At 50.2% G+C, this 21,350-nt stretch carries 10 protein-coding genes; 7 read left to right on the top strand and 3 right to left on the bottom strand.

The annotated features are described in order from the left end of the window. Positions 1 to 82 precede the first annotated feature (82 nt). Both xylA and M6D89_RS12280 read right to left on the bottom strand, forming a co-directional pair. On the bottom strand, positions 83 to 1,414 hold the full coding sequence (gene xylA, locus M6D89_RS12285; protein WP_253968375.1) for a xylose isomerase: 1,332 nt from the start codon (positions 1,412 to 1,414) through the stop codon (positions 83 to 85). Between the two features lie 67 nt (positions 1,415 to 1,481). Next, the gene (locus tag M6D89_RS12280; RefSeq protein ID WP_253968374.1) at positions 1,482 to 2,981 is read right to left on the bottom strand and encodes a xylulokinase; all 1,500 of its coding nucleotides are present in this window, start codon (positions 2,979 to 2,981) and stop codon (positions 1,482 to 1,484) included. Positions 2,982 to 3,916: 935 nt separating this feature from the next. Here M6D89_RS12280 and M6D89_RS17400 point away from each other — a divergent pair. The 6 genes from M6D89_RS17400 (at position 3,917) to M6D89_RS12250 (ending at position 17,853) form a co-directional block, all read left to right on the top strand. After that, positions 3,917 to 4,714, top strand: a complete 798-nt coding sequence (locus M6D89_RS17400; RefSeq protein ID WP_253968373.1) for a helix-turn-helix domain-containing protein — start codon at positions 3,917 to 3,919, stop codon at positions 4,712 to 4,714. Positions 4,715 to 5,028: 314 nt separating this feature from the next. After that, positions 5,029 to 10,050 (top strand): family 31 carbohydrate-binding protein, encoded by a 5,022-nt coding sequence (locus tag M6D89_RS12270; protein ID WP_253968372.1) that lies wholly within the window; start codon positions 5,029 to 5,031, stop codon positions 10,048 to 10,050. A 505-nt stretch (positions 10,051 to 10,555) separates the two neighbouring features. After that, a complete protein-coding gene (locus M6D89_RS12265) occupies positions 10,556 to 14,194 on the top strand; it encodes a di-heme oxidoredictase family protein (RefSeq protein WP_253968371.1) in 3,639 nt (1,212 codons plus the stop codon). A gap of 501 nt (positions 14,195 to 14,695) precedes the next feature. Next, positions 14,696 to 15,793, top strand: coding sequence for a hypothetical protein (locus tag M6D89_RS12260; RefSeq protein ID WP_253968370.1), 1,098 nt, complete (start codon positions 14,696 to 14,698; stop codon positions 15,791 to 15,793). Positions 15,794 to 15,848: 55 nt separating this feature from the next. Beyond that, on the top strand, positions 15,849 to 16,448 hold the full coding sequence (locus M6D89_RS12255; protein ID WP_253968369.1) for a hypothetical protein: 600 nt from the start codon (positions 15,849 to 15,851) through the stop codon (positions 16,446 to 16,448). A 4-nt stretch (positions 16,449 to 16,452) separates the two neighbouring features. After that, on the top strand, positions 16,453 to 17,853 hold the full coding sequence (locus tag M6D89_RS12250; protein WP_253968368.1) for a hypothetical protein: 1,401 nt from the start codon (positions 16,453 to 16,455) through the stop codon (positions 17,851 to 17,853). Positions 17,854 to 17,921: 68 nt separating this feature from the next. Here M6D89_RS12250 and M6D89_RS12245 read toward each other — a convergent pair whose 3' ends face one another. Then, positions 17,922 to 19,739: a right-handed parallel beta-helix repeat-containing protein gene (locus M6D89_RS12245; protein ID WP_253968367.1), complete on the bottom strand. Its 1,818-nt coding sequence runs from the start codon at positions 19,737 to 19,739 to the stop codon at positions 17,922 to 17,924. 440 nt (positions 19,740 to 20,179) lie between these two features. On the opposite strand from M6D89_RS12245, the gene M6D89_RS12240 reads away from it, so the two are divergent. After that, the gene (locus M6D89_RS12240; RefSeq protein WP_253968366.1) at positions 20,180 to 21,226 is read left to right on the top strand and encodes a LacI family DNA-binding transcriptional regulator; all 1,047 of its coding nucleotides are present in this window, start codon (positions 20,180 to 20,182) and stop codon (positions 21,224 to 21,226) included. Positions 21,227 to 21,350 lie beyond the last annotated feature (124 nt).

The raw sequence follows: 21,350 nt of genomic DNA, 5'->3' as shown, positions 1-21,350 counted from the left end.
TGCCAAAGCGATGATTAGTGTCGAAAGCGGTCTTTACGCGGCAAAGACCGCTTTGGTGTGGTTGCCTTATCGCGAGAGCCGCTTAGCGTACATAACGATTAATGATGTTTTCATACAGCTCTTGCTGTCCACTGGTCTGATTAGGCTCACCTACACTGTTGCCAATGTCAGCCAGTTGCTCCAAAGTTAGTTTTCCCTGTTCAAAATCGGCGCCGTTACCATTATCGAATGAGGCGTAACGCTCGGCCCGCATTTTCTCAAGCGGAGACTTTTGGATCAGGTCATCTGCAATCAGCAGTGAGCGGGCGAATACGTCCATACCGCCGATGTGTCCGTGGAAGGTGTCGTTCATGTCTGTGGAGTTGCGACGACGTTTCGCATCGAAGTTTACACCGCCGCCTTGGAAGCCGCCGTGGCGCAGCAGCACCAGCATCATCTCAACGGTTTCGTTGATGTTGTAGGGGAACTGATCCGTGTCCCACGAGTTCTGGTAATCACCGCGGTTTGCATCGATGGAGCCCAGCATGCCGGCGTTGGCGGCGACTTGCATTTCGTGGTCCATGGTATGTTGTGCCAGCGTGGCGTGGTTGGTTTCAATGTTCAGCTTAAAGTCTTTATCGAGGCCGTGATGACGTAAGAAGCCTATAACGGTTTCGCTGTCGAAATCGTACTGGTGTTTGGTCGGCTCCATTGGTTTGGGCTCAATCAGGAAGTTACCTGTAAAACCATTGGCGCGTCCGTAATCACGTGCGATCGTTAGAAAACGAGCTAGGTGCTCCTGTTCGCGCTTTACATCGCTATTCAGCAGGCTCATGTAACCTTCTCTGCCGCCCCAGAACACGTAGTTTTCACCGCCGAGTTCGATGGTGGCATCCATAGCGTCTTTAAGTTGTGCACCAGCGTAGGCAACCACGTTAAAGTCTGGGTTGGTGGAGGCACCGTTCATAAAGCGTGGGTTGCTGAACAAGTTTGATGTACCCCATAAAAGCTTAACGCCAGACTCTTTTTGTTTCTCTTTGGCCCAGCCTACCCATTTGGCTAAGCGTGCGCTGGTCTCGCTGCGGGAGTTGCCTTCCTCAATCACATCTACATCGTGGAAGCAGTAGTAGGGAGTGCCTAATTTGGTGAAAAATTCAAAAGCTGCGTCCAGCTTCATGCGCGCGCGGGTGTCGGCATCTTTACCTTCGTTCCATGGAAATATGAAGGGCCCTGGACCGAAAGGGTCGTGACCGGCGCCGCAGAAGGTGTGCCAGTAGGAGACCGCAAACTTGAAGTGTTCCTTCATGGTTTTTCCCGCGACGACTTTATTTTCGTCGTACCATTTAAAGGCGAGTGGATTATCGGACTCGGCACCCTCGTACTGAATTTTTTCGACTCCGGGGAAATACTCTTTATCACCTAATGTAATGCTCATAAAAAACCTTTTGGCTCTGTGGTTAATAGATTGGGCCTTGCCCTGGGGTGGCCCGTGTTGTTGTGAATCAGTGGTTTTGTATTAAACGCTGCTCGACCGCCGTGCGCCATTGGCCGTACAGATCTTGATATTGGTTTTGTAGTTGGGCTTGCGGTTCGAGTACGGCTTTGCACGTTAAGGTGCGGAACACATCGTCACGGCTGGTGTAGAAATCGCAGCCCCAGGCTGCGGCGCGGGCGACACCGTCGGCGCTGTCGGTCTGGTACAACTCCAGTGGTGCGCCGATCAGGTTGACGAACGCGCTAGTGAAAACCGGGCTTAAAAACATATTGCTGTGGCCGGCGCGAACGATCCGGGTTTCGGCGCCCAAATCTTTGATCAAGTCAAAGCCTAGATTCATTGCGTAGGCCACACCCTCTTGCGTAGCGCGGGCGATGTGGTTAACCCCGTGGCGGTTCAAATCCAGACCGTCCAATTGTGCAGACAATAACTTGTTGCGCATGATGCGCTCGGCGCCGTTACCAAAAGGGAATACGTTTAATCCATCACTGCCCGGGTCTACGGACTCACCTAGCTCATTTAATGTGGGGTAAGAAAGATCGCCGCCTGTGCTCAGCACGCCTCGCAGCCAACTGTTCATTCGCCCTGCACCGTTAATACACGCTAGTAGGCCGCGATGTGCCTCGGCATCGCCTTTATTCACGTGTAAAAAAGTATTGATTCGCTGATCTGGGTCGGCGATGTTTTTGTCGGTCACGGCGTAAACGACCCCAGAGGTGCCAGCGGTAGTAGCGACGTCGCCGGGCTCTAGTACATTAAGACTCATTGCGTTGGCAACTTGATCGCCTGCGCGGAAGGCCAACTTGGCACCGGCGTTGATGCCGAGCTCGCGGGCGGCGATTTCATTCACCTCACCCTGTACACCTAAGTTAAGCACCTGTCTGGGCAATAAAACGGGGTCAATGTGCCAATGTTTTAGCAGCTTATCCGCAACCTGATTTTCCGAAAAATCCCAAAATACCCCTTCGGATAAACCGGAGGCGGTAGTGGTGCATTCACCGGTTAGCTTGAGGGCAATGTAATCACCGGGTAGCAGAATCTTGTGAATACGGCTGTAGAGCTCGGGCTCGTTCTCCTGGACCCAGCGCAGCTTGGCTGCGGTGAAGTTGCCGGGGGCGTTCAGCAAATGCTCCATGCACCAGTCCTTGCCCAGTTCGGAAAAGGCCTGTTCGCCGGTGGCCACCGCGCGGCTGTCGCACCAGATGATGGACGGACGCAGCACTTTGCCGTCCTTGTCCACGGCAACCAAGCCGTGCATTTGGTAGGAAATCCCGATGGCGTCGATGTTATCTCTGGCTTCCGGCTTAATTTGCCAAAGCTGCTCACAGCCTTTTTTTACGGCGTCCCACCAGTCTTCCGGTGCTTGCTCGGCCCAGCCTGATTCAGGGGCATTGATAGTCATTTCTTGCGGAGGGTAGGTGGCGTTGGCCACCCGCTTACCGCTGTCGCCATCAATAACGGACAATTTAACCGAGGAACTGCCGATATCTAAACCAAGAAAGTACATAGTGTGTCTCGTTGTATTCGTTTGTTATTAGGGGGTCAGTACTGGTCGGGGCTGCAGTGGAATCGCGTGCAATCTGACGATGTTCGACAATTTAAAGCGCCTTATTTAGCCGGATTTCGGTAATCAAAATAAGCTATTTCTCTCCGTGCTAACCCTTAAAATTTTTCGTTTGATTGATGCTCCGAAATACAAAATCATGTTTTTGTAAAACATGATGTGACGATTTCAGGTATGTCGTACTTATACCCCTGACCCTGTGGAAACAGTTATCAATCCTTCAGGTGCATCATTCAAGTCGTTGATTTATATGGTTTTGGGTTGTAAATTTCTTATCTTCAAGCAGTCTATATGAAGCTATAAAAGAACTCTTTGTGCTTCAGGGCACCCATTGTCTATTGATTAATGAAATTCTCTGAGTGAGTTCTTATCCCAGCATCGCAGATGCTTGTTAACGTTAACTTTAACGTATATCATGGCTTTAGACAAGTTGAAGCTTGGGTAGAGCACGGAATTCAACAATAACGATAAACATACCGGGGCAAAAACGACTTCAAGGTACCGTGATGCACCTATTTTACGAATGGCTCAGCCAACCCCAGTTTAATGCCTATGACCTGATCTTGATCATGTTGATGTTCCAGTGTCTGGTGTTTGGGGTGTTGATGCTGGTTAGGCCCCCGAGGCCGCTCAGTCAGCGATTATTGTCTGCATTTTTGGTTTCGCTCGCGGTAGGGCAGCTGGTATTTCTTTTAACTTATAACCCCGCACTGTTCAGAGTCCTACATCCTATCTGGGGAGATCGCGGTTATGCGCTCTGGGCACTGGTTTACAGTGTTCATGGGCCGTTGTTGTATCACTATACGCGCGCTTTAACCTCAGAGTCTTACCCCTGGCGCTGGTCTTATATGTGGCCTCTCGCACCGGGGCTGGCTGTTGTGGCTTTTGAGCCTTTGGGATGGCATTCGGTGCTTGGGGTAATGTTTTGGCGTGAATTTGTTCTGGTGTGTGTGCTGGGTTTTGCTACTTCTGTTGGGTACGCAGTCGCTACGCTTTTCCATATCAAACGTTACTCTGAGCGTTTAAAAGATCGTTTCTGCACGGTCGAGTTGATGGAATACGGGTGGCTCAGGCTTATGGTGTGGGGGTTTCTGTTGGTCTGGGCGTTAGAAATTCTGCCGCCATTTTTCTACCCTTGGGCTCCCTGGTCGTTGATGGAAACAGTGGTTCATTTACCCGGCGTGCTGGAATTGGGATTAATATATTTTATTGTTTTTGCGGGTCTTTTTTACGCGCCTGCCACCCGTCAGATTCCCGCACCGCCCGAGAAGGAAATGGCCGCTAGTGATGAGCCTTCTTCGGACGAGGATCAAACTGTTCAGGGCTATATAGCCATGCGTATGGAGGAGGATAAACTGTATTGTCGCCCCCGTTTAAACATTGAGCGTTTGGCGGAGGAGTTGTCTCTGTCTCCGCGTCAGCTTTCTCAGGTTATCAATCGAGAGTTTGGGAAAAATTTCTTTGAGTTTATCAACGAGTATCGGCTGGAGGAAGTCAAGACGCGTTTGATCAGTGAAGAGTGGGCGAAATCGTCGGTACAAGAAATTTACGAGTCGGTAGGTTTTCGTTCACGCTCGTCGTTTTTTACTTTGTTTCGAAAGCATGTGGGTATGACGCCCAGTCAATATCGGGACGCGAACTCTTCACCTCAGTCCAGCACAGAAAATGGCACCTAACGATTATTAAGATTTATAAGAAGGTAAAGGACTTTACTTAAAGTGTAACTGTTACCGTTCGCTTTTAAAGTAACAGTCAGCTCCCAAACCCCAAGGATACAAAAGAAAATATGTTACCTCTGTGTGGGACGAACTAAATTATTAACCAATAAAAACTAGTAAAAAAGCTTTATTTTCGTGCAGTACGTTTTCCACACCACTATTACCTAAGCTAGAACTTGCTCCTGATTTTGGATTGCGTTTTTATGCTTCGAATCTGGTTTTTTCCGGCCGGACATTCATTAACGACAATAGACAATAAGGTAGGGTAAGCCATGAGTAGCTATTGGAAAGAGTTTCGTCGCCATAGCCTTACGTTGGGTATTGCAACATTTGCAGCCTCACAGGCATACGCGGTCAGTGGTACCTTGGTTCCAGATGATGGAGTCATGCTATCTGTAGGGCAGGATATCGAAAGCATTGGTGAGTATGTTTCATCGGTAAGCACTCAGCCCGCAGGTGTCACTAATTATGTGGGAATTGCAACCCTGGACGGTTTGACTAATAGCGCCGATGCCGGTGCAGGACGTAACAATGTGGCCGAGCTGGCCGCCACTTATCCAGATCGGGCGCTGGTGGTGGGAGTCTCTATGAACGGCGTGATTGATCAGGTTGCAGCCGGTAATTACAACGCGAATATCGATACGCTGTTAAATACTTTGGGTGGCTACAACCGCCCCGTGTACTTACGGTGGGCTTATGAGGTTGATGGGCCCTGGAATAATCACAACCCCTCAGCGGTAAAGTCTACTTTTGCTTATGTGCATAATCGTATTGAGCAGTTAGGCTATGACGATCGTATCGCCTTGGTTTGGCAAACCGCCACCTACTGTCCAGTGCCTATTAACCCCGATGAGTGGTACCCCGGCGATGATGTGGTCGACTGGGTGGGTATCTCCTATTTTGCGCCACAGGATTGTAACTGGACTGAAGTGCGCAAGGTGGCAGACTTTGCTGTTGCCCACAACAAGCCTCTCTTTATCAATGAATCCACACCACAGCGCTATAAAACCGGAGCGCTTACCTATTCCACCGACGCGGCTTTTGGCAATAACCAGGTTAACAAAACTGCCGATCAAGTGTGGAACGAGTGGTATCAGCCGTACTTTGATTTTATTGCGGAATACTCAAGCGGCAGCAAAGATGTTCTGCGCGCCATCACTTATATCAACGCCAACTGGGACGCGCAGCCACGCTGGAATCCTAACGACGGCGTCTATGGCCCAGAGGGTTACTGGGGCGATAGCCGGGTTCAGGCCAACAGCACTATTTTAAACCGTTGGCAAAACGCTACCGGCGGCACCGATTTTATTCGTGCCGGGGTCAACCTGTTCAGTGAACTTAATTTTGGTGATCCGGGCTCCGTTGATCCGCAAAGCCCTAGCGTCAACTTAGTGGCGCAAAATTCAGAAGTGGTGGCCGGCGAGAGCTTTACGGTTGACGTAAGCGCCAGCGACGCCGATGGTTCGGTAACCAGCATCAGTTTGTATGTTACCGCGCCCAACAGCAGCGAAGTTCTGGTCGGGACCTCACAAGGTACCGCGGATACCTTCACCGTTAATACGTCAGTGGCAGGTAATTACGCCTTGCGCGCAGTGGCCACCGATAACGATGGCCGCACTGACGAAACAATAATCTATAAAAATATCTTGGCTGACGGCGGTGAGGATCCGGATCCAGCGCCGAATGCCGAGTTTGGAATTCGCTATATCGACGACTCCACCTTGCAAGTATTTCATCAGGACAATCCGGACTGGGAAGGCAATTTCGCTTATCTGTGTTTAGACGCTTACTGTTTGTCTGCGACCCGTGCCGACGGTTTGTTTACCCGTAACTTCAATGGCACCTTGGGTCAAAGTTACGCCATTGAATTTAAAGTTCAGGATAACGAAAGCGGTCAGTACACCGTGCAGGATCAGGCGACTTTTACCAAGGGCAGTGGTGACCCGGTAGATGAGCCCAATTTTGCACCAACGATTTCGGCCAGCACAAACTCAGGCCTGGTTACCGAAGGTGGCGTTATTTCAGTAGCTGTGAACGCTAACGACAGTGATGGCAGCGTAGAATCTGTAACCTTGTACATGACTGCCCCAGGCGGTAGCGAAACATTGGTTGATCAGGTTTCTGGCAATATTCACACCTTCGACGTTGTCGTTAATACGGCAGGCAACTACCAGTTCCGTGCCGTGGCCGTGGACGATCAAGGCGCCACAGCAGAGACCACCACCAGCAAAACCGTGGTGCAAGATAACAGCAGCAGTGGTGACCCCACCAGCCTGACACTGGAGGCCGAAACCGCCACCGTGTTTGGCGGCGCGCAGCTTTACCCGGATACAGCGGCCAGTGGTGGCGAGGGTGTGGCTTACATCAGCAGCAATGGCGCAGGCTTTCGCATTGATAGCGCGCCGCAGGCCGATACCGTGAGCATTACTTACGCGTCAGAAGTATCAGGGCGTATCACCTTGCGGGTAAACGGCAGTGATATGGTTGTGCCCTTTACCAGCACCGGCTCTTGGGTCGGTAGCTACAACACCGTTGATGTAGATGTTCAGGTGCCTCAAGGTGCCAGTGTAGAAGTGCGCTACCAAAATGGCGATGCGGCTATGAATGTTGATTTGCTGGACTTTACTCTTCAGGGGGGCAGTGCAAACCCTGTCGAGAATCAGGCACCCACGGTGACGTTGAACCAACCGGCTGCTACAACTTTAGGGGACACCGTAAACCTTACGGCAACGGCCTCGGACAGCGACGGCAGTGTCGCCAGCGTTACCTTGTACGCGACCGCCCCAGGTATGTCTGAAACCTTAGTGAGAAAAAAAAACGGTGCGCCCTACGGTTTTAGTATTACCGCCGATCAAGTGGGTACTTGGCAATTTCGTGTCGAGGCCACGGATAACGACGGCGCTGTGGCGTCTGATTCCGTGCAGGTTCAGGTGAGTGATCAACCAGCCCCACAAGGCACAGTGGGTATCACCTCACCGGCCAATGGTGCCAGCTTTACTGAGGGTGAGAGCATTACGTTGGGCTTTGTGGTTAATAACTGGCCGCTGGCGCAAAACGATGGTCACGTACACTACTTTGTTAATGGTGAGGATCAGGGGCCGTTATACAGCAGCGACGACGTGGTGATCGATGGTTTGGCTGTGGGCACACATACCCTCGCGGTTGAACTGGCCGAAGCCGATCATACCCTGACCGGTGTGCGCGATGAGGTGAGTGTACAAGTGGCGGCCGCTGATGATGGCAATCCCGGAGATAACGGAGGCAACGGCGATGAGCCGTTTGGCGTTAGCGGCAGCACTCTGTGGTTTACCGTGCAGCCAGGTTGGCCCGACTCCGGCACTTACTATTTGTGTCGTGATCTGGAAGCCGACTGTTATACCGCGAGCCAAAACGGCGATCGTTACGAGCACACCTTCGCAAATTTGCCTGGTGGTAGCTTTACCGCACAGTTGAAAGTGCCTGGTGTGGGCGCTGACCAGTTCCCCCGTTATGACTACACTACCAATGGTGCCGACGGCGGAAATGATAGCGGTAACGACGGCGGCAACGGTGATCCGGGTGATAATGTCGATCCAGACTCACCCTTTGCCCACCTCGACTGGACGAGCAATTCACTCACCGACGGTGAAGTGGGACCTCCACCGCGGGCAAATCCTGTGTATGCGCTGGCCACGCCTGAAATCGGTCATGCACCTACTAGCCACGGCTTTGCGTTTGATATTGACGGCGACCAGTTAACTTGGCGTTGGGGGCCATATATTGTCAAACAGGCCGGTGATTCGGGGCTTGAGATGCACTGCTCGGACGACGGTGACTTAACCTTTAAGAAAGTAGCGGTAACCGATGGTACAGCGACCATCCCTTGTACTGGTGATTACAACTATTTCTTCCGGTACCTGCACGCTAACGCGCTAAACAATAATCCGGCAACGCAATGGATCTGGACCGGTCTGTTTACCACCAAGGGCGCGCGTGTTAATCCGCATAACTACGAGCCGTTTGTGGATGGCTCTTCTAACTGGATGCGCTTTCGTCACCCCATTACACAAGACGGTACTACCGCTGCGGTATTGGATGCGCACCACAACAATGATCGTTTACGCAACCTCGATCGCTACACTATCTGGGCCGAAGACAGCCCCGGTGATGTGCACTTAGGTTTTGGTATCAACGGTAGTATTTTGCGTAATGAATCAATGCGCAACACCGCCGGTGGGCCAAATGGCCAGCAGTTTTTTGCCCTGACTCAAAATCCCGGTTTTGACTCGGCTTACAGCTACGGTCAGGTGATCAGCTTCGAAGTAACCGCTATTGCCGGTAACACCGGAGCACAAACTTACAATGACTTCTCCCACTATGTAGTGGGCTGTGGTTGGTGTGGTAAGTACGGTGATCCGCGCTTAAACCCAGCCGGTAAAGCCGGTACCAGTCAAGTGTTCTCTGACTCGGGTGCTTACATCGATCTAGAGCACAATGCGATTTTCACTCAGCCCATGGTGACCTTGCACAAAGAAGACATGGTGGATGATTTTATCCTGGGGCATCATCTGTTCCACGGTGTGGATCCCAACAAGCTAGGCTCTAGCACGTTTAACGATCCGGATGTACAAATTGGTCGTGACACCTGTGGTAACTGTCACTTCCGTGATGGGCGAGGTACAGAGCCTGTTAACGTACCGGGTAAAGGCATGCGTTTACCGCCACCAGTGTACGGCGTGAAACTGCTGGAAGCGATTGAAGGGCGTGAAGCCGGTTTTAACTGGGAGGGTTCAGAGCCTACCGTGGCCGATCAGGTTAAATCGGCGCTGGTTGTTGACCATGGTGTGGATCCGGCTGAAATGCCGCCCCGCTTGCTGGAGCTGTTAACCACCTATGTTGAGGTGTTAACTGTGCCTGCGCGTGACCCTGGCACTTACAGTGACCCAGCGGTGAGTCAAGGTGAAGTGGCGTTTACCGAAATTGGCTGTGCCAGCTGCCATACTCCGGTGCAAAAAACCCGCTCTGATGCACCAACGCATTTGCGCAACCTGACTATTCGTCCTTATACCGACATGAAAACGTGGGATTTGGGGGAGGGCGAATTCCGTACTGCACCTCTGTGGGGTATTGGTCAGAATATTCACTTGTTAGAGCGCAATGGGCACGACATGCTGTATATGCACGATGGTGCCTCTGCCAGTGTTGCCGACGCTATCAGACGTCACGGAGGTGATGCTCAGTCGGTTACCGATGCCTACAATGCCCTCAGCGATTCTGAGCAGTCGGCGGTTCAGGCATTTGTGAAAACGCTTTAAATTTTAAAAAACTATCAACCGATAGGCCCTGTAATAAGGGCCTATACGGTAACCACCAATCCCGCCTTTAGTTTTCTTTTTGTGTTGATTTTCTTGCGATTCTCGCTAGGTTTTTTCCGCTTCAATAACCTCATCAAATCGTAGCTCCGCATAAGAAATGCAATGCGCGCCAAATCCCCTCGAAAAGTGGAATGGTTATTTAGTGCGCCTGCGCGAACTAATCCTGACGGATGTTTTTGATGCCAATATTTTTCAATTAAAACAATATGTTATGTGGCAATTATAGGGTTGTTCATTTTTCTTAAGTTCGAGCTTACTGCTTGTCCAGCACTCGAACTGCGATCGAATTGACCTCGATTATCAGCCCATTGATGATAGAAGATATGCACTTTCCTATTACTGTTCGCGCAAAGTGCACCGATTAGGTTTCGCGAGAGTTTAAGTAGTTGGCGGTACAGGCTCGAAAGCGATACTGATTAATATTACATAATAACGAGGTTCCACAATGTCTTACGATCGTGTTTGCCGGAGGCTGAAACACGCCACTCCAGAACGACCTAAAATCGCAACACCTGAGCGTGTGTATCGTTTAAGCCTTGCAGTGGGTGTGATTCTGTCGACCGTTTCTTTTTCAGCATTGGCGGCCCAAGGTATTGATGTTAATGATGGCCAAGCCACTTTATATTTTGACGATCAAGGCTGGTCGGGAAGCTGGAGTTACCTGTGCATTAACAATGACAACTGCGCCGCCGGTGAACGTGTCGATGGACGCTGGGAGCGGGACGTTAGCAATTTGGTCAATTCTGGCAGCGCTTATGACATTCAGTTGAAAATTCAAGATAACGCGACGGGTCAATTTATTTCTCCCGTTTACAATGTGGTTGCAGAGCAAAGAGGTGCTGGCAGCTCTAGTGCTACATCAAGCGCTTCCAGTACAACGGTCAATTCATCGTCGTCTAGCGTCACCGATGCGGTCGCTTTACAAAATGAGTTCGAAGCCGAGTCCGGACAGCTGTTAGGGGCTGCCCAGATCTATGAAGATGGCGCTGCCTCTGGTGGCCAAGGTGTGGCCTACATCAGTACACAAGGTGCAGGCTTACGGTTTACAAACGTTGCTCCATCCGATCAATTAGAAGTTTTTTACGCTTCGGAAAACTCGGGGAAAATTTCTCTCAAAGTGAATGGCGCTGATGCTGGAGATTTAACTTTTGATGCCAATGGCACTTGGGTAGGTAATTACTTGGCCGCGCAGCGTTCTCTTAGTGTTCCGGCTGGGGCTACGGTGGAATTTGTTTATAACAGCGGAGATACCGCGCTTAATATTGATGCTGTCAATTTCTTGCAAACTGGGGTTATTTCCAGCTCATCCAGCTCGGTGGTGTCTTCCAGTTCCAGTGTCTCATCAAGTTCAAGCGTGTCGAGTTCAAGCGCTGTTCCCAGCAGCAGCTCTTCGTCCGAGCCCAGCAGTTCAAGTTCTTCTGTATCGAGTGTTTCATCCAGTTTGATTAGCTCTTCTAGCTCCAGCTCTCCGTCTTGCAGCGGGTCCGATGAGCCCGATATAGACCCAGCGGCCGATCTGGGCGAAGGCTACGAATTCGGTATGACTACCGATGGGCTTATTTACCACTCTGCTGATGCCAGTCGTACTCCAGGCTTTGCGATTGTGGGTTTACAGGGCAGTGCGCCTAATCTTGCCGGACAGGAGGTGCTCTACCAGCCCACCAGAGGTGATGCTTATTATCGTTATGAAATCTCTGCAGGCAATGTGGACCTACAAACCACTTATAGTCTGGAAGTTCGGTTGCAGGGTGATCAATTTGCAAGCGGTCAGTGCATCCACAGCATTAGTGTGACGCCTGGTCAGGGTATTGAAAGTTCGCCTTGCTACGCCGCAGATGCTTCGGGTGGCCCTGTTGTCGTAGAGCCTGAAAAAGCGCCTGTAGCTCGGGTTCAGTTTGATGCTGACTTGGGGACGTACCTTAAAGCAGGCGAGGATACCGCCTTCCCGGGTTACACGCTATACACCTTTGATAATGATCCTGCCGGTGAAAGCACTTGTGTTGAAGGGTGCGAAGATAACTGGCCGCCGCTGCTGGTCGATAGCCCTGAAGATGTAGTTGCTGCCGGTGGAGTTACAGGAGTCTTCGACTACATTGAGCGCGCGAGAGTTGTTGAAGATGATTGCGGCGAGCTGGTGACCCAAGTGCAGTATCAGGTGACTTACAACGACGAGCCCCTTTATTTTTACGTGGGTGATACCGGTACTGCATCGACCGCCGGTGATGGCCAGAATAATATGTGGTGGGTGGCTGACGTTGAGCTGGTGCCGCAACTGCCACTGGTAGATCATCCGGCACCTGCACTAAAAACACCCGTGACTGGAATTCCGCCGCGCACCTATGGTTTTACCTTTGATTTGGACGGTCGCAATGTCACCTGGCGCGCGGGTTATGCCAACGGCGAAGGTTTGATTGCACAGTTTTCTCAGGTTGATACCTCGGGCCGCATTTCCCCTAAAGATCCGAACCTTGAGTTCTGGTGCTCCAATAACCAGATTCAGTTTCACAAGGCGGATATGCCCGGTAGTATGACCGGCCCCTACAAGGCGGAGGTGCCGGGCGCGTGTTACGGCAAGTATTACTACTTCTTCCGCTACCGTATGCGCGGTATGTTTAATAACGACCCCGAGGGTAACTGGGTCTATTCCGCGTTGTTCGAGTATGACGAACAAAACCCGAACGACCGTATTGATCCCAGCTCCCGCGAGACTAAAACTTACTACAGCGCCAATTGGCAACGACATGGGCATCCGCACTCGCGCGATCGCCCCCAAGACTTTATAACCTTCGATGCCATGCCGTACAACACGTCCCAAATTAGTGGTCTTGAGCGCTACCGTACCGAGTTTGTGGATGGGCCGGGGCATCAGGAAATTAATCCCGAAACTTCGCGCGCACCCATGAGATTGGAAATTTTTGAATACGGTGCCGGCAATTGCCAGGGGCCACAGTATGTCTTGGGTGGCAATGGTGGTGGCGTTTGGCCGATTCGATCGGAGTATAACTACGGCCAAATTCTAAGCTGGGAAGCGACCTTTGGTGGCTCCAATAACAGTTTTCCGGGCGGTACCAGTATTGGTTCTCAGGTATACAACACCTTGCAGCATGTGACGATTGGTGGAGGCTTTGAAACCTCAACGGGTGACCCACGTTTGAATTCTGCTGGTCGCGGCAGTGTTTACAACGTTTATTCCGACGGTTGTAACCCGGTAGAGGATCAGGAGCGCAATGCTCGTTTTACCCAGCATTTAACCAGTGTCACCACAGGTAAAGAGGTGGATGACTTTCTGAAAGGCCATGACCTTTTTCACGGTATGCCGCAAACCTCTGGGGCACGTCCGGGCGGTACCGGGTTTGCCGGCAGTATCGCGATCACCGATAGCGATGGCAATATTAAAAAGCCTGCCGGAGAAGGGTCGTGTGGTGACTGCCACTTCCGCGATGGACGTGGCGAATTCGTGGTGAATACGCCCAAAGGTGCGCTTCTGCCGCCACCGACTTTCGGTGTGGGTATTCTGGAGTGGATTGAAGGTGCTGAAGCTGGCTTGACCTGGGACGGCTCTGTTGACTCGGTACACGAACAAGCTGAAATTGCTCTGCAGAACGACCTGGGGCTGACGCCAACCGACATCGGTCAAACCGAGTTTGACCAAGTGGTTACCTATACCGAGTTGTTGCATGTCCCTGTGCGGGATTACGGTTCTTACGCCGACCCCGATGTGGCAGAAGGTGAGGTGGCTTTTCATGAGGTGGGCTGCGCTGACTGTCACCAACCAACCCAAAAAACCCGTAGCGATGCACCAGAAGCCTTCCGTGATCTTTATGTTCGCCCCTATACAGATATGAAAATCTGGAATGTTAACGGCGGTGATTTCCGCACCGCGCCTTTATGGGGAATAGGGCAGAACATCAAGTTGCTGGAGCGAAACGGAATGAATACCCTGTTTATGCACGATGGCGCTGCCAGTAGTTTAGGTCAAGCCATTGGTTTGCATGATGGAGACGCTGCTAACTCGCGTGCGGCGTTCAACGCTCTTGGGGCCGACAAGCAGCAAAGTGTTATCAAATTTCTCCAAACTTTGTAATAACGAAGAGCCTTTTGATAGGGCTGTCGATCTAAACCGATGGTTACATCGGTTTAGATCGAGGTAACCGAAAGGGCTTTACAGAATAACATTCAATCTATCAGACGACGAGCTTGACTAGCTTCTGAATATTCCGTTTATCATCTATTGAAAAGCTTATGCTGGTGTTCGTTTTTACTGAAAAAACGCGAATTCCTTGGTTCGTTTTTTCCATATAACAACCGTTCGAGTTCTACTTTTGTTGGGTTTCGACCAATCCTCTTTTAGTCGCCAGATTGAATGATTAGTCTCGCTTTTCTAATTAACAGTTTCGTTTATTAGAAAATATCAGGCTGGGATACCTAAGTCTGAATTAAGCCCTACGGAATTGTTTTAGGTCTATAGGGCAAAGTCAGTAGGTGGTAAATATTAATAATAACCACGCTGCTAATTCTATCCAAAGTCCAATACGTGCCTATTCCGCAGTGGTTAGCACGGTCTATCTCTATCAAGGAGAGAAAAATGCAATATGTTAATCGATTACTTGTTGCCCCTATAGCTGGTGCAGTTTTATTGCTACTAAGTCATATAGTGTTTGCTCAGTCTTGCCCTGCAAGCCATCCGTTCCAGTGTGGCGGGGCCTGCTTTGTAGATGCCGCACAAGCACAGGCAGGTGGCTGTAGCGAGGCATCTGCCTCAAATTCAAGTGACAGTGATCAATCATCGAGCAGTCCAACTAGCAATACCAGCACTACAGGTAACAGCAACGAGCTTACGTGTGCCAGCGATGAAAACCCATCTCATGTAGTATCTGGTCGACGCCAACAATTTACCCAGCCGTGGTGTGATACCGTTTGCGTTACTTACGTGGGTAATGGCACGGGTTGTCTGAATGCCGAGGGGATTTTTGTCAGCAATGCCAGTATTTGTAGTGACCCGGCGAATGCGCGCGAAGCGATTCTTGATATTGAGTATAACTTAGGCATTGAAGTTGATGACCAGTTTCAAGCAATGTCTGGATATCAGGGGGCCCCACCGTCTATTAACCCCAGCATGACCGTAGCGGATGCTGAAACTTACTTTAGTGCATTGATTGGAGAGCAAAAAGGTAAAGAGCTTGTTCGCTTACTCAACACTAACGGCGATGATATTGTCACTCGCAACGAAGCCAGTCAGGCAAAAGGCTCTGATCCGCGGCAACTACTGAATACCGGCTTTGGGTGTGGATTGTCGACCGATGACATCATGGCTTACGTAGGGCTCTATGTTGGTGATGGAGCCATCGATAAATACGCCGGCGATCTGGATGATTCGGTTAAGGCCGCTATGCTTGAATTCACCCGCAGTTGGCAACCGGGTGTGAATGCACAGGCCTGTGAATATCGTGGTGGCTGTAATGGTAATAACCCGGCGAGCTCAAGTGCTAGCAGTGTGTCATCTGCCAACTCAAGCTCTGATTCCAGCACAACTAATTCAAGTATAAGCTCTAACAGTAGCTCGAGTGTATCCAGTGCTTTGGCGAATCCTAATTGTCCGGCTTCGCACCCCTTGTGGTCTCAGAGCTGTTCACAGTGTTTTGTTGATTCCTCTCAAGCGGCTTCAGCAGGGTGCTCCCTTTAAAATGACGTTTCTGCGGCAAGGGGAACCTTGTCGCAGATGTCGGGCGATGTAGATCATGGAATTTAAACCTTATATGGTCGTAGTTCTCATCATGGCAGTGTTGGGACTGTCGTGGCCAGTGGTTAATACTTTGATGCAAATAGAGCCACCTAAGTCGGAAGATCCTTCTGGATCCGTAGAATCCTTAACTTCATACTCGTTAACTGAACCGGCTGGACTAAGTGTCAGCTCGGTTGATACCTTTCAAAGAAGTTCGGCGTCGGCTGAAAGAGAAAAAAGATCTCAGAGTGTCTCATCATCATTATCCGCAGAGGAGTTTGTGGAGCGTAAACGTGAAGATGTTTGGCAGGATCAGCACGGAAATTTTCGTTCAGAGGCCTATCTAGATGAACAATCCCAGTGGCAGCGCATTATTGCGGATGGCCCAATCTACTATCCAAATCAATGGCAGTTGTTAGAGTCGTTTCAAGGGTGCTCGGCTGCTGGATATTACGTCGATAGCCAAACGAGAGTCGCGTTGATTGATGTTCATGGCGGACAAACCAAGGTTTTTTACTATATTTGCTCGGTCGATGAAGTGACGGGAGAATACGTATTTCTTTCGGTGGATCCGGTTGACCATCTGTCAGCAAGTGTAAAATCCGAGGGAGAATGACAGGTTGTACAGTAAATTAAAAGATACCGCCTTTTTGTTTGTGACCGGAGCGTACTTTTTCCTGATCAGTTCATCAGGCAGTGCGATTACACAAGAGGATGCTTATCAGAGGTTCTTTCATTCTGGAGGCGTAGCCGGTCATTTTAGGCTCTGTCCAAAAAGTGCGTTTGATACCATAGTGCCTTTAACTCAAACGCCGGATAATGGAGCTGTTACTGATATGACAATATCCGGTATTGAGCGCTACATTAATGAAAACGATATTCAATCGATTGATGAATTGTTGCCCAGACTTCCGGTGCACTACCAAACCAATTTCTCCTTAGTCGAGCATACTCGCGCGACGGGCCAATCAAACTTAAAATACCCCAGAATTATTCTTTTCGGCTCTGATGGATTGTTAATGATGAATATAGGTACTAAGCCGGATGATCCCACCTACCATAAACTGGACATGGCTCAGTTGCATACGAGAACGGGCGACTGGGAATTTTCAGTGCTGGATTTTACCCCGGACGAGCCGGTTCTGACCCGAAACCCCAAAAGCTGCCAAGAGTGCCATGGGCATAAAAATGCCAGGCCGGTGTGGGGTACTAATTTAGATTGGCCGGGTGTTTTCGGCGACAATATCGCAGAAGGTCCACAGGGTGAGGCACTTGATGATCGTCACGCGCGGGTTATGAATGCCATTATGGCGGGCAAGGGGGCTTCTGACCGATTCAGTTTTCTGGTCTGGCGCGATGAGGTTTTAAGGCGGGGTGGTAAGCGGAAGATTGCTCATCACGATTTTGGCCCAGAACTTCTGCTTTCCAATATCGCGATGGGCAGTGCGACGGCCCGAGGGGCATTTACTCGGTTGCAGCGTCACCCTAAATATGAAGTAGCGAAGTACGGGCTGATACTGGCGTACTATTTGAAAAAAGGTAATGCATACCTCACTCCAGCAGAGAAAAGTGGAGCCACCACTTTCGCTAATAACTTGGGCGCCAGTGCGTTTACTTTAGATGCTCTGCTAGAGGGGTTGGGGTTAAAACCACGCGAAGCCTTCTCGCTTGCAACCTTGCACAGTCATGAACCTTCGGTAACCGACTGGAGTCTAGGCAGTGGCGATCTCTACGATCTTCTGATGCTGCAAATACTCAATGACCTACGTAATCAAGATCGCAATGTGAGCCAAGTGCTGGATGAGCGCGAGTCCGAGGCCGGTGTTCTTGATTGCCCTACGACGGTGAGCACGATAGCTGATTTGGTCGACTTTAAGATGGTACATCTATTTTATCTTACAGGTTATCAACGCTATCAAGTGAACCGCGTGTTTTATCCTCTGGATCTTGAGGATATATACGATCGAGTGTTTTTGCCTGTGTCGACATCCTTGATCAATTTGACTAAAAGCGTCCTATAAGCATCGATTTATCGAAGACAATCAGGGCTCACCGTTGTGAGCCCTATGGATTCATACTTGAGCCAAGCTTAGTCCCCTATAAATGCTTTCGCTCGTAAATAGCGGTCGCTAAGTGGCAATAACGGGTAAACATGGGTTCCTGCTGTCAAATCAACAAAAGGGCCAGGCTTAAGCTGCTTAGTTTGGCGGCTGTCTCCTGAGAACCCTGCGGATACGGCAGGGTCGATGGTCAACGCCAGATCAATCATTTGCGCGTTTATTGGTGTTGCTTTGAGAGTATCTGTGCCCGGCGGCAGCGTGAGTTGTAGACTCAGGCCTGTCGCACCTTCTTGAATCGACCACTCAGCTTGAGCAGGTAAAGTCATTGCATTTTCTTCCTGAGGTAAAGCCTCAGCACCACCAAGGTAGGCGTTGTTCGAGTATTGAAAATTGGTGGCTTCAATCTCTGGGTCTAATCCCTTACCAATAAACAGGTTGTTCAGCCAGTAGCTGTCGGCCAGCGTGGGGCGATCCTGCCAGTCTTGATTGCCCCAACTGTGTTTTACATCCAGAAATAGATTGTGAAGCATGACGTCACCCCGTGAAGAATAGGCCGAAACCTGTCCCCCGACGATGACGTTGTTAGCGAAAACGTTAGGGTAGCCGTCCCAGTTGGCTTCAAATAAAATTGATGAGGCCTCTGCACCGATAACCACGTTGCTTTCGATACGCCAGTCTTTGTTTTTAAAGTCGTTCCAGATGCCGTGGGCTGCTCCGCGTTCTGGGTCCAGTGTATACACATTGCGGATCAGGTTGTTTTTGATCACTAGGTTCGATGTGTTGTGATGTTTTATTCCGGCGGTCTCCCAGCCCCCGAACTCTTCGCGGTAGTTTATGTCCTCTATATGATTACCCGCTATCAGCGAATGTTTATTCCAGGCTTCACCGGCAATACCGCCCTGGCCACAACGAAGTAACACATTATCAATGACTTGATGATAACCGCTGCCATCTTTGTCCGCAGCGCCATTAGGGTTGCCAATAGATATGCATACCCCTTTGCTGTAAAGCACAGTATTATTTTTGATCACCCAGTGGTTGCCGCCATTAGGGCCGATGGCGCCGGGCTGGAAAACCGTCGGTGGCGCCCAATGAGTGGCGATATTTTCAACAGAAAATCCTTCAACGGTAATATGATTTAGGCCCGGCTTACTCGGGAAAAAACCGAAGGGGCGACTGGTAACCTCTATCGAAACTTGGTTGGGGTCCAGGTCGCCAAAGTTGGCCCATAAGATGGTGTTGCCGTCGTCTTCACTCGCGTACCAACTCATTGGCTGGCCGTTTAGCTCATCCAAGGTTTCGCGCTCGGTTAATCCTTTTCCATCAGCAATAATATCTCCCAAGTGTGTCCAGCGACCGTATTTCAACCAGCCCCAGCCGTCACCTTCTTCATCGGCCTCGACATATTCCGGGTGGCGAGTGAGTTGCGAGAAAGGGTTGAATTCGCCGAAAAAATCGGGATCGAGTGAGACTCGGTAAAGGCCGTTGCTCTGTCTTTGCCAGCCGCTAACCCGCTCAGATCCGAGAATACGAGCTTGGCCATCGCCGGCGGCTTTGTAAACAATGGGGCCCTGCTTCGCGTTGCCACCGCGCGGCGGATTGACCCATTCGCGATAGGTGCCGGCGTGTACCAGTATTGTATCGCCCGGCTGCGCTTTTTGTGCAGCGGCGTTAATGGAGTTGAACGGGTCGTTGGCGCTACCACTGGCCTCGTTCGTACCCTGGGGTGAGACATGGTAGGTATGGTGGCTTGTTTGAGGCGAATTTTGACAGCCAGCCAGTAAAAACATAATCGCAAGGGATGTAAATAATAGATTAAAGCGAGTGTAAATAGGTCGTTTTATCACAATCAGGTCTACCTTACTTTTTATCGGATCGTGGATTAAATGCGGGGTGTATATACATGCCACAGTATGCCATTCATGGTTTAATGTTGTGCATTTCCTAGAGGCCTGGTTGGTCCAATCGTAGTTCGTTTTTAGCGCAATACGAGTTCTATTTTAGAATGTCGGGCATTGGTAGCCATGAGACTTGTAGAGGGCAAAGGTTTGTGGGAGCGGTTAATTGTGGGTTTCTAGGGTATGCCCGATTCAACTTTTTCTGTCGCGGCGCAGTCGCTTTGAGCTTTTCGGAGCGCCCGCTCAGTGGGAGTTAACTATAATGGCGTACTGGTGTCTAAGTGCACTCCAGCGTAGCATTTTTTCGATATTTGTGTTACTAAAGCCGCACCGCGTTCCGTTGAGCGCGCGGGGTACTAGGTTGGTTTATATGATTTTTTGGAAGCTGAATGAGTAAAAAGCAACGCGCTGGTAAGTCGACCAGAGTTACGATGAAGGACGTGGCCAAGCGGGCGGGTGTGTCTCTGATGACTGTTTCAAGGGTCTTAAACAAAGATCGGGTGGCCGCTGATACCTATGACAAGGTGATGGAAGCCGTTCAGGCGCTGAACTATCGGCTTGATGCCTCCGCTCGCAGTTTGTCTGGAAGTCAGTCATATCTGATTGGCTTTTTGTATGATAACTCTCTGGGCAGTTATATCAGTCAATATTTAATTGGTGTTCTGCAGCGCTGTAACGAGCTGGGGTATCACCTGGTCATTGAGCCTTGCTCCTATGGTGAAATGGATGTGGACTCGATCGTCGAGGAGTTAACCAAACGATACAAGCTTGATGGGATGATTATACCTCCTCCTTTATGCGAGTACGTCCCTTTATTAGATGCATTAGATAAAGTTGGAGTCCGCTATGTCCGCGTAGGCCCCGGGCTGGAACTGGATCGCTCTTCCTATGTTTCTATTGACGATTACCGCGCTACTTTTGAAATGACCGAACACTTGATTGCCCAGGGTCACAAGGCTATTGGGTTTATCAAGGGGGATGTCCATCAGGGGATTGCGGTCAGCCGTTTCAAGGGGTTCCAAGATGCAATGAGCAAGCATGGTTTGCCTGTGGATGAGGCCCTTGTTGCCGAGGGTAGCTTTTCTTTCAGTAGTGGTATGGAAGCTTGCAAGCAAATACTGGATTCCGGTAAACCCGTGACCGCCATATTCGCCAGTAACGACGATATGGCTAGCGCAGTTATTGCCGCCGCCCATCGTCGGGGTATGTGGGTGCCAGAGGATTTGGCCGTTGCAGGTTTTGACGATACCAACATTGCGACATCTATTTTCCCTCAGCTTACCACCGTGCGCCAACCTATTAAGGAGTTATCAACACAATCGGTTAATCTGCTGATTGAGGTGGTTAAAGCCGATAGCCTGCTTGGAATAAAGCTGCAAAAACATGAAATATTGGCCCACTCACTTATCCAGCGGGGGTCAACTGTGCTTGAATAGCCCGCAAGTTCTGCGGGTTCCCACCTTTTTGAGTCTTTCAAACTCTCCTCCCATCCCACTGTATAACGACTAGCTTAAATATTTTTGTTGACGCCCTGACAACGCTTTTGTTAACGTTAACGGT

This window comes from Gilvimarinus xylanilyticus, from assembly GCF_024195295.1.
GTDB lineage: Bacteria > Pseudomonadota > Gammaproteobacteria > Pseudomonadales > Cellvibrionaceae > Gilvimarinus > Gilvimarinus xylanilyticus.
Note: the sequence above shows the minus strand (reverse complement) of the source record. Positions and strands in the feature narration are given on the sequence as shown.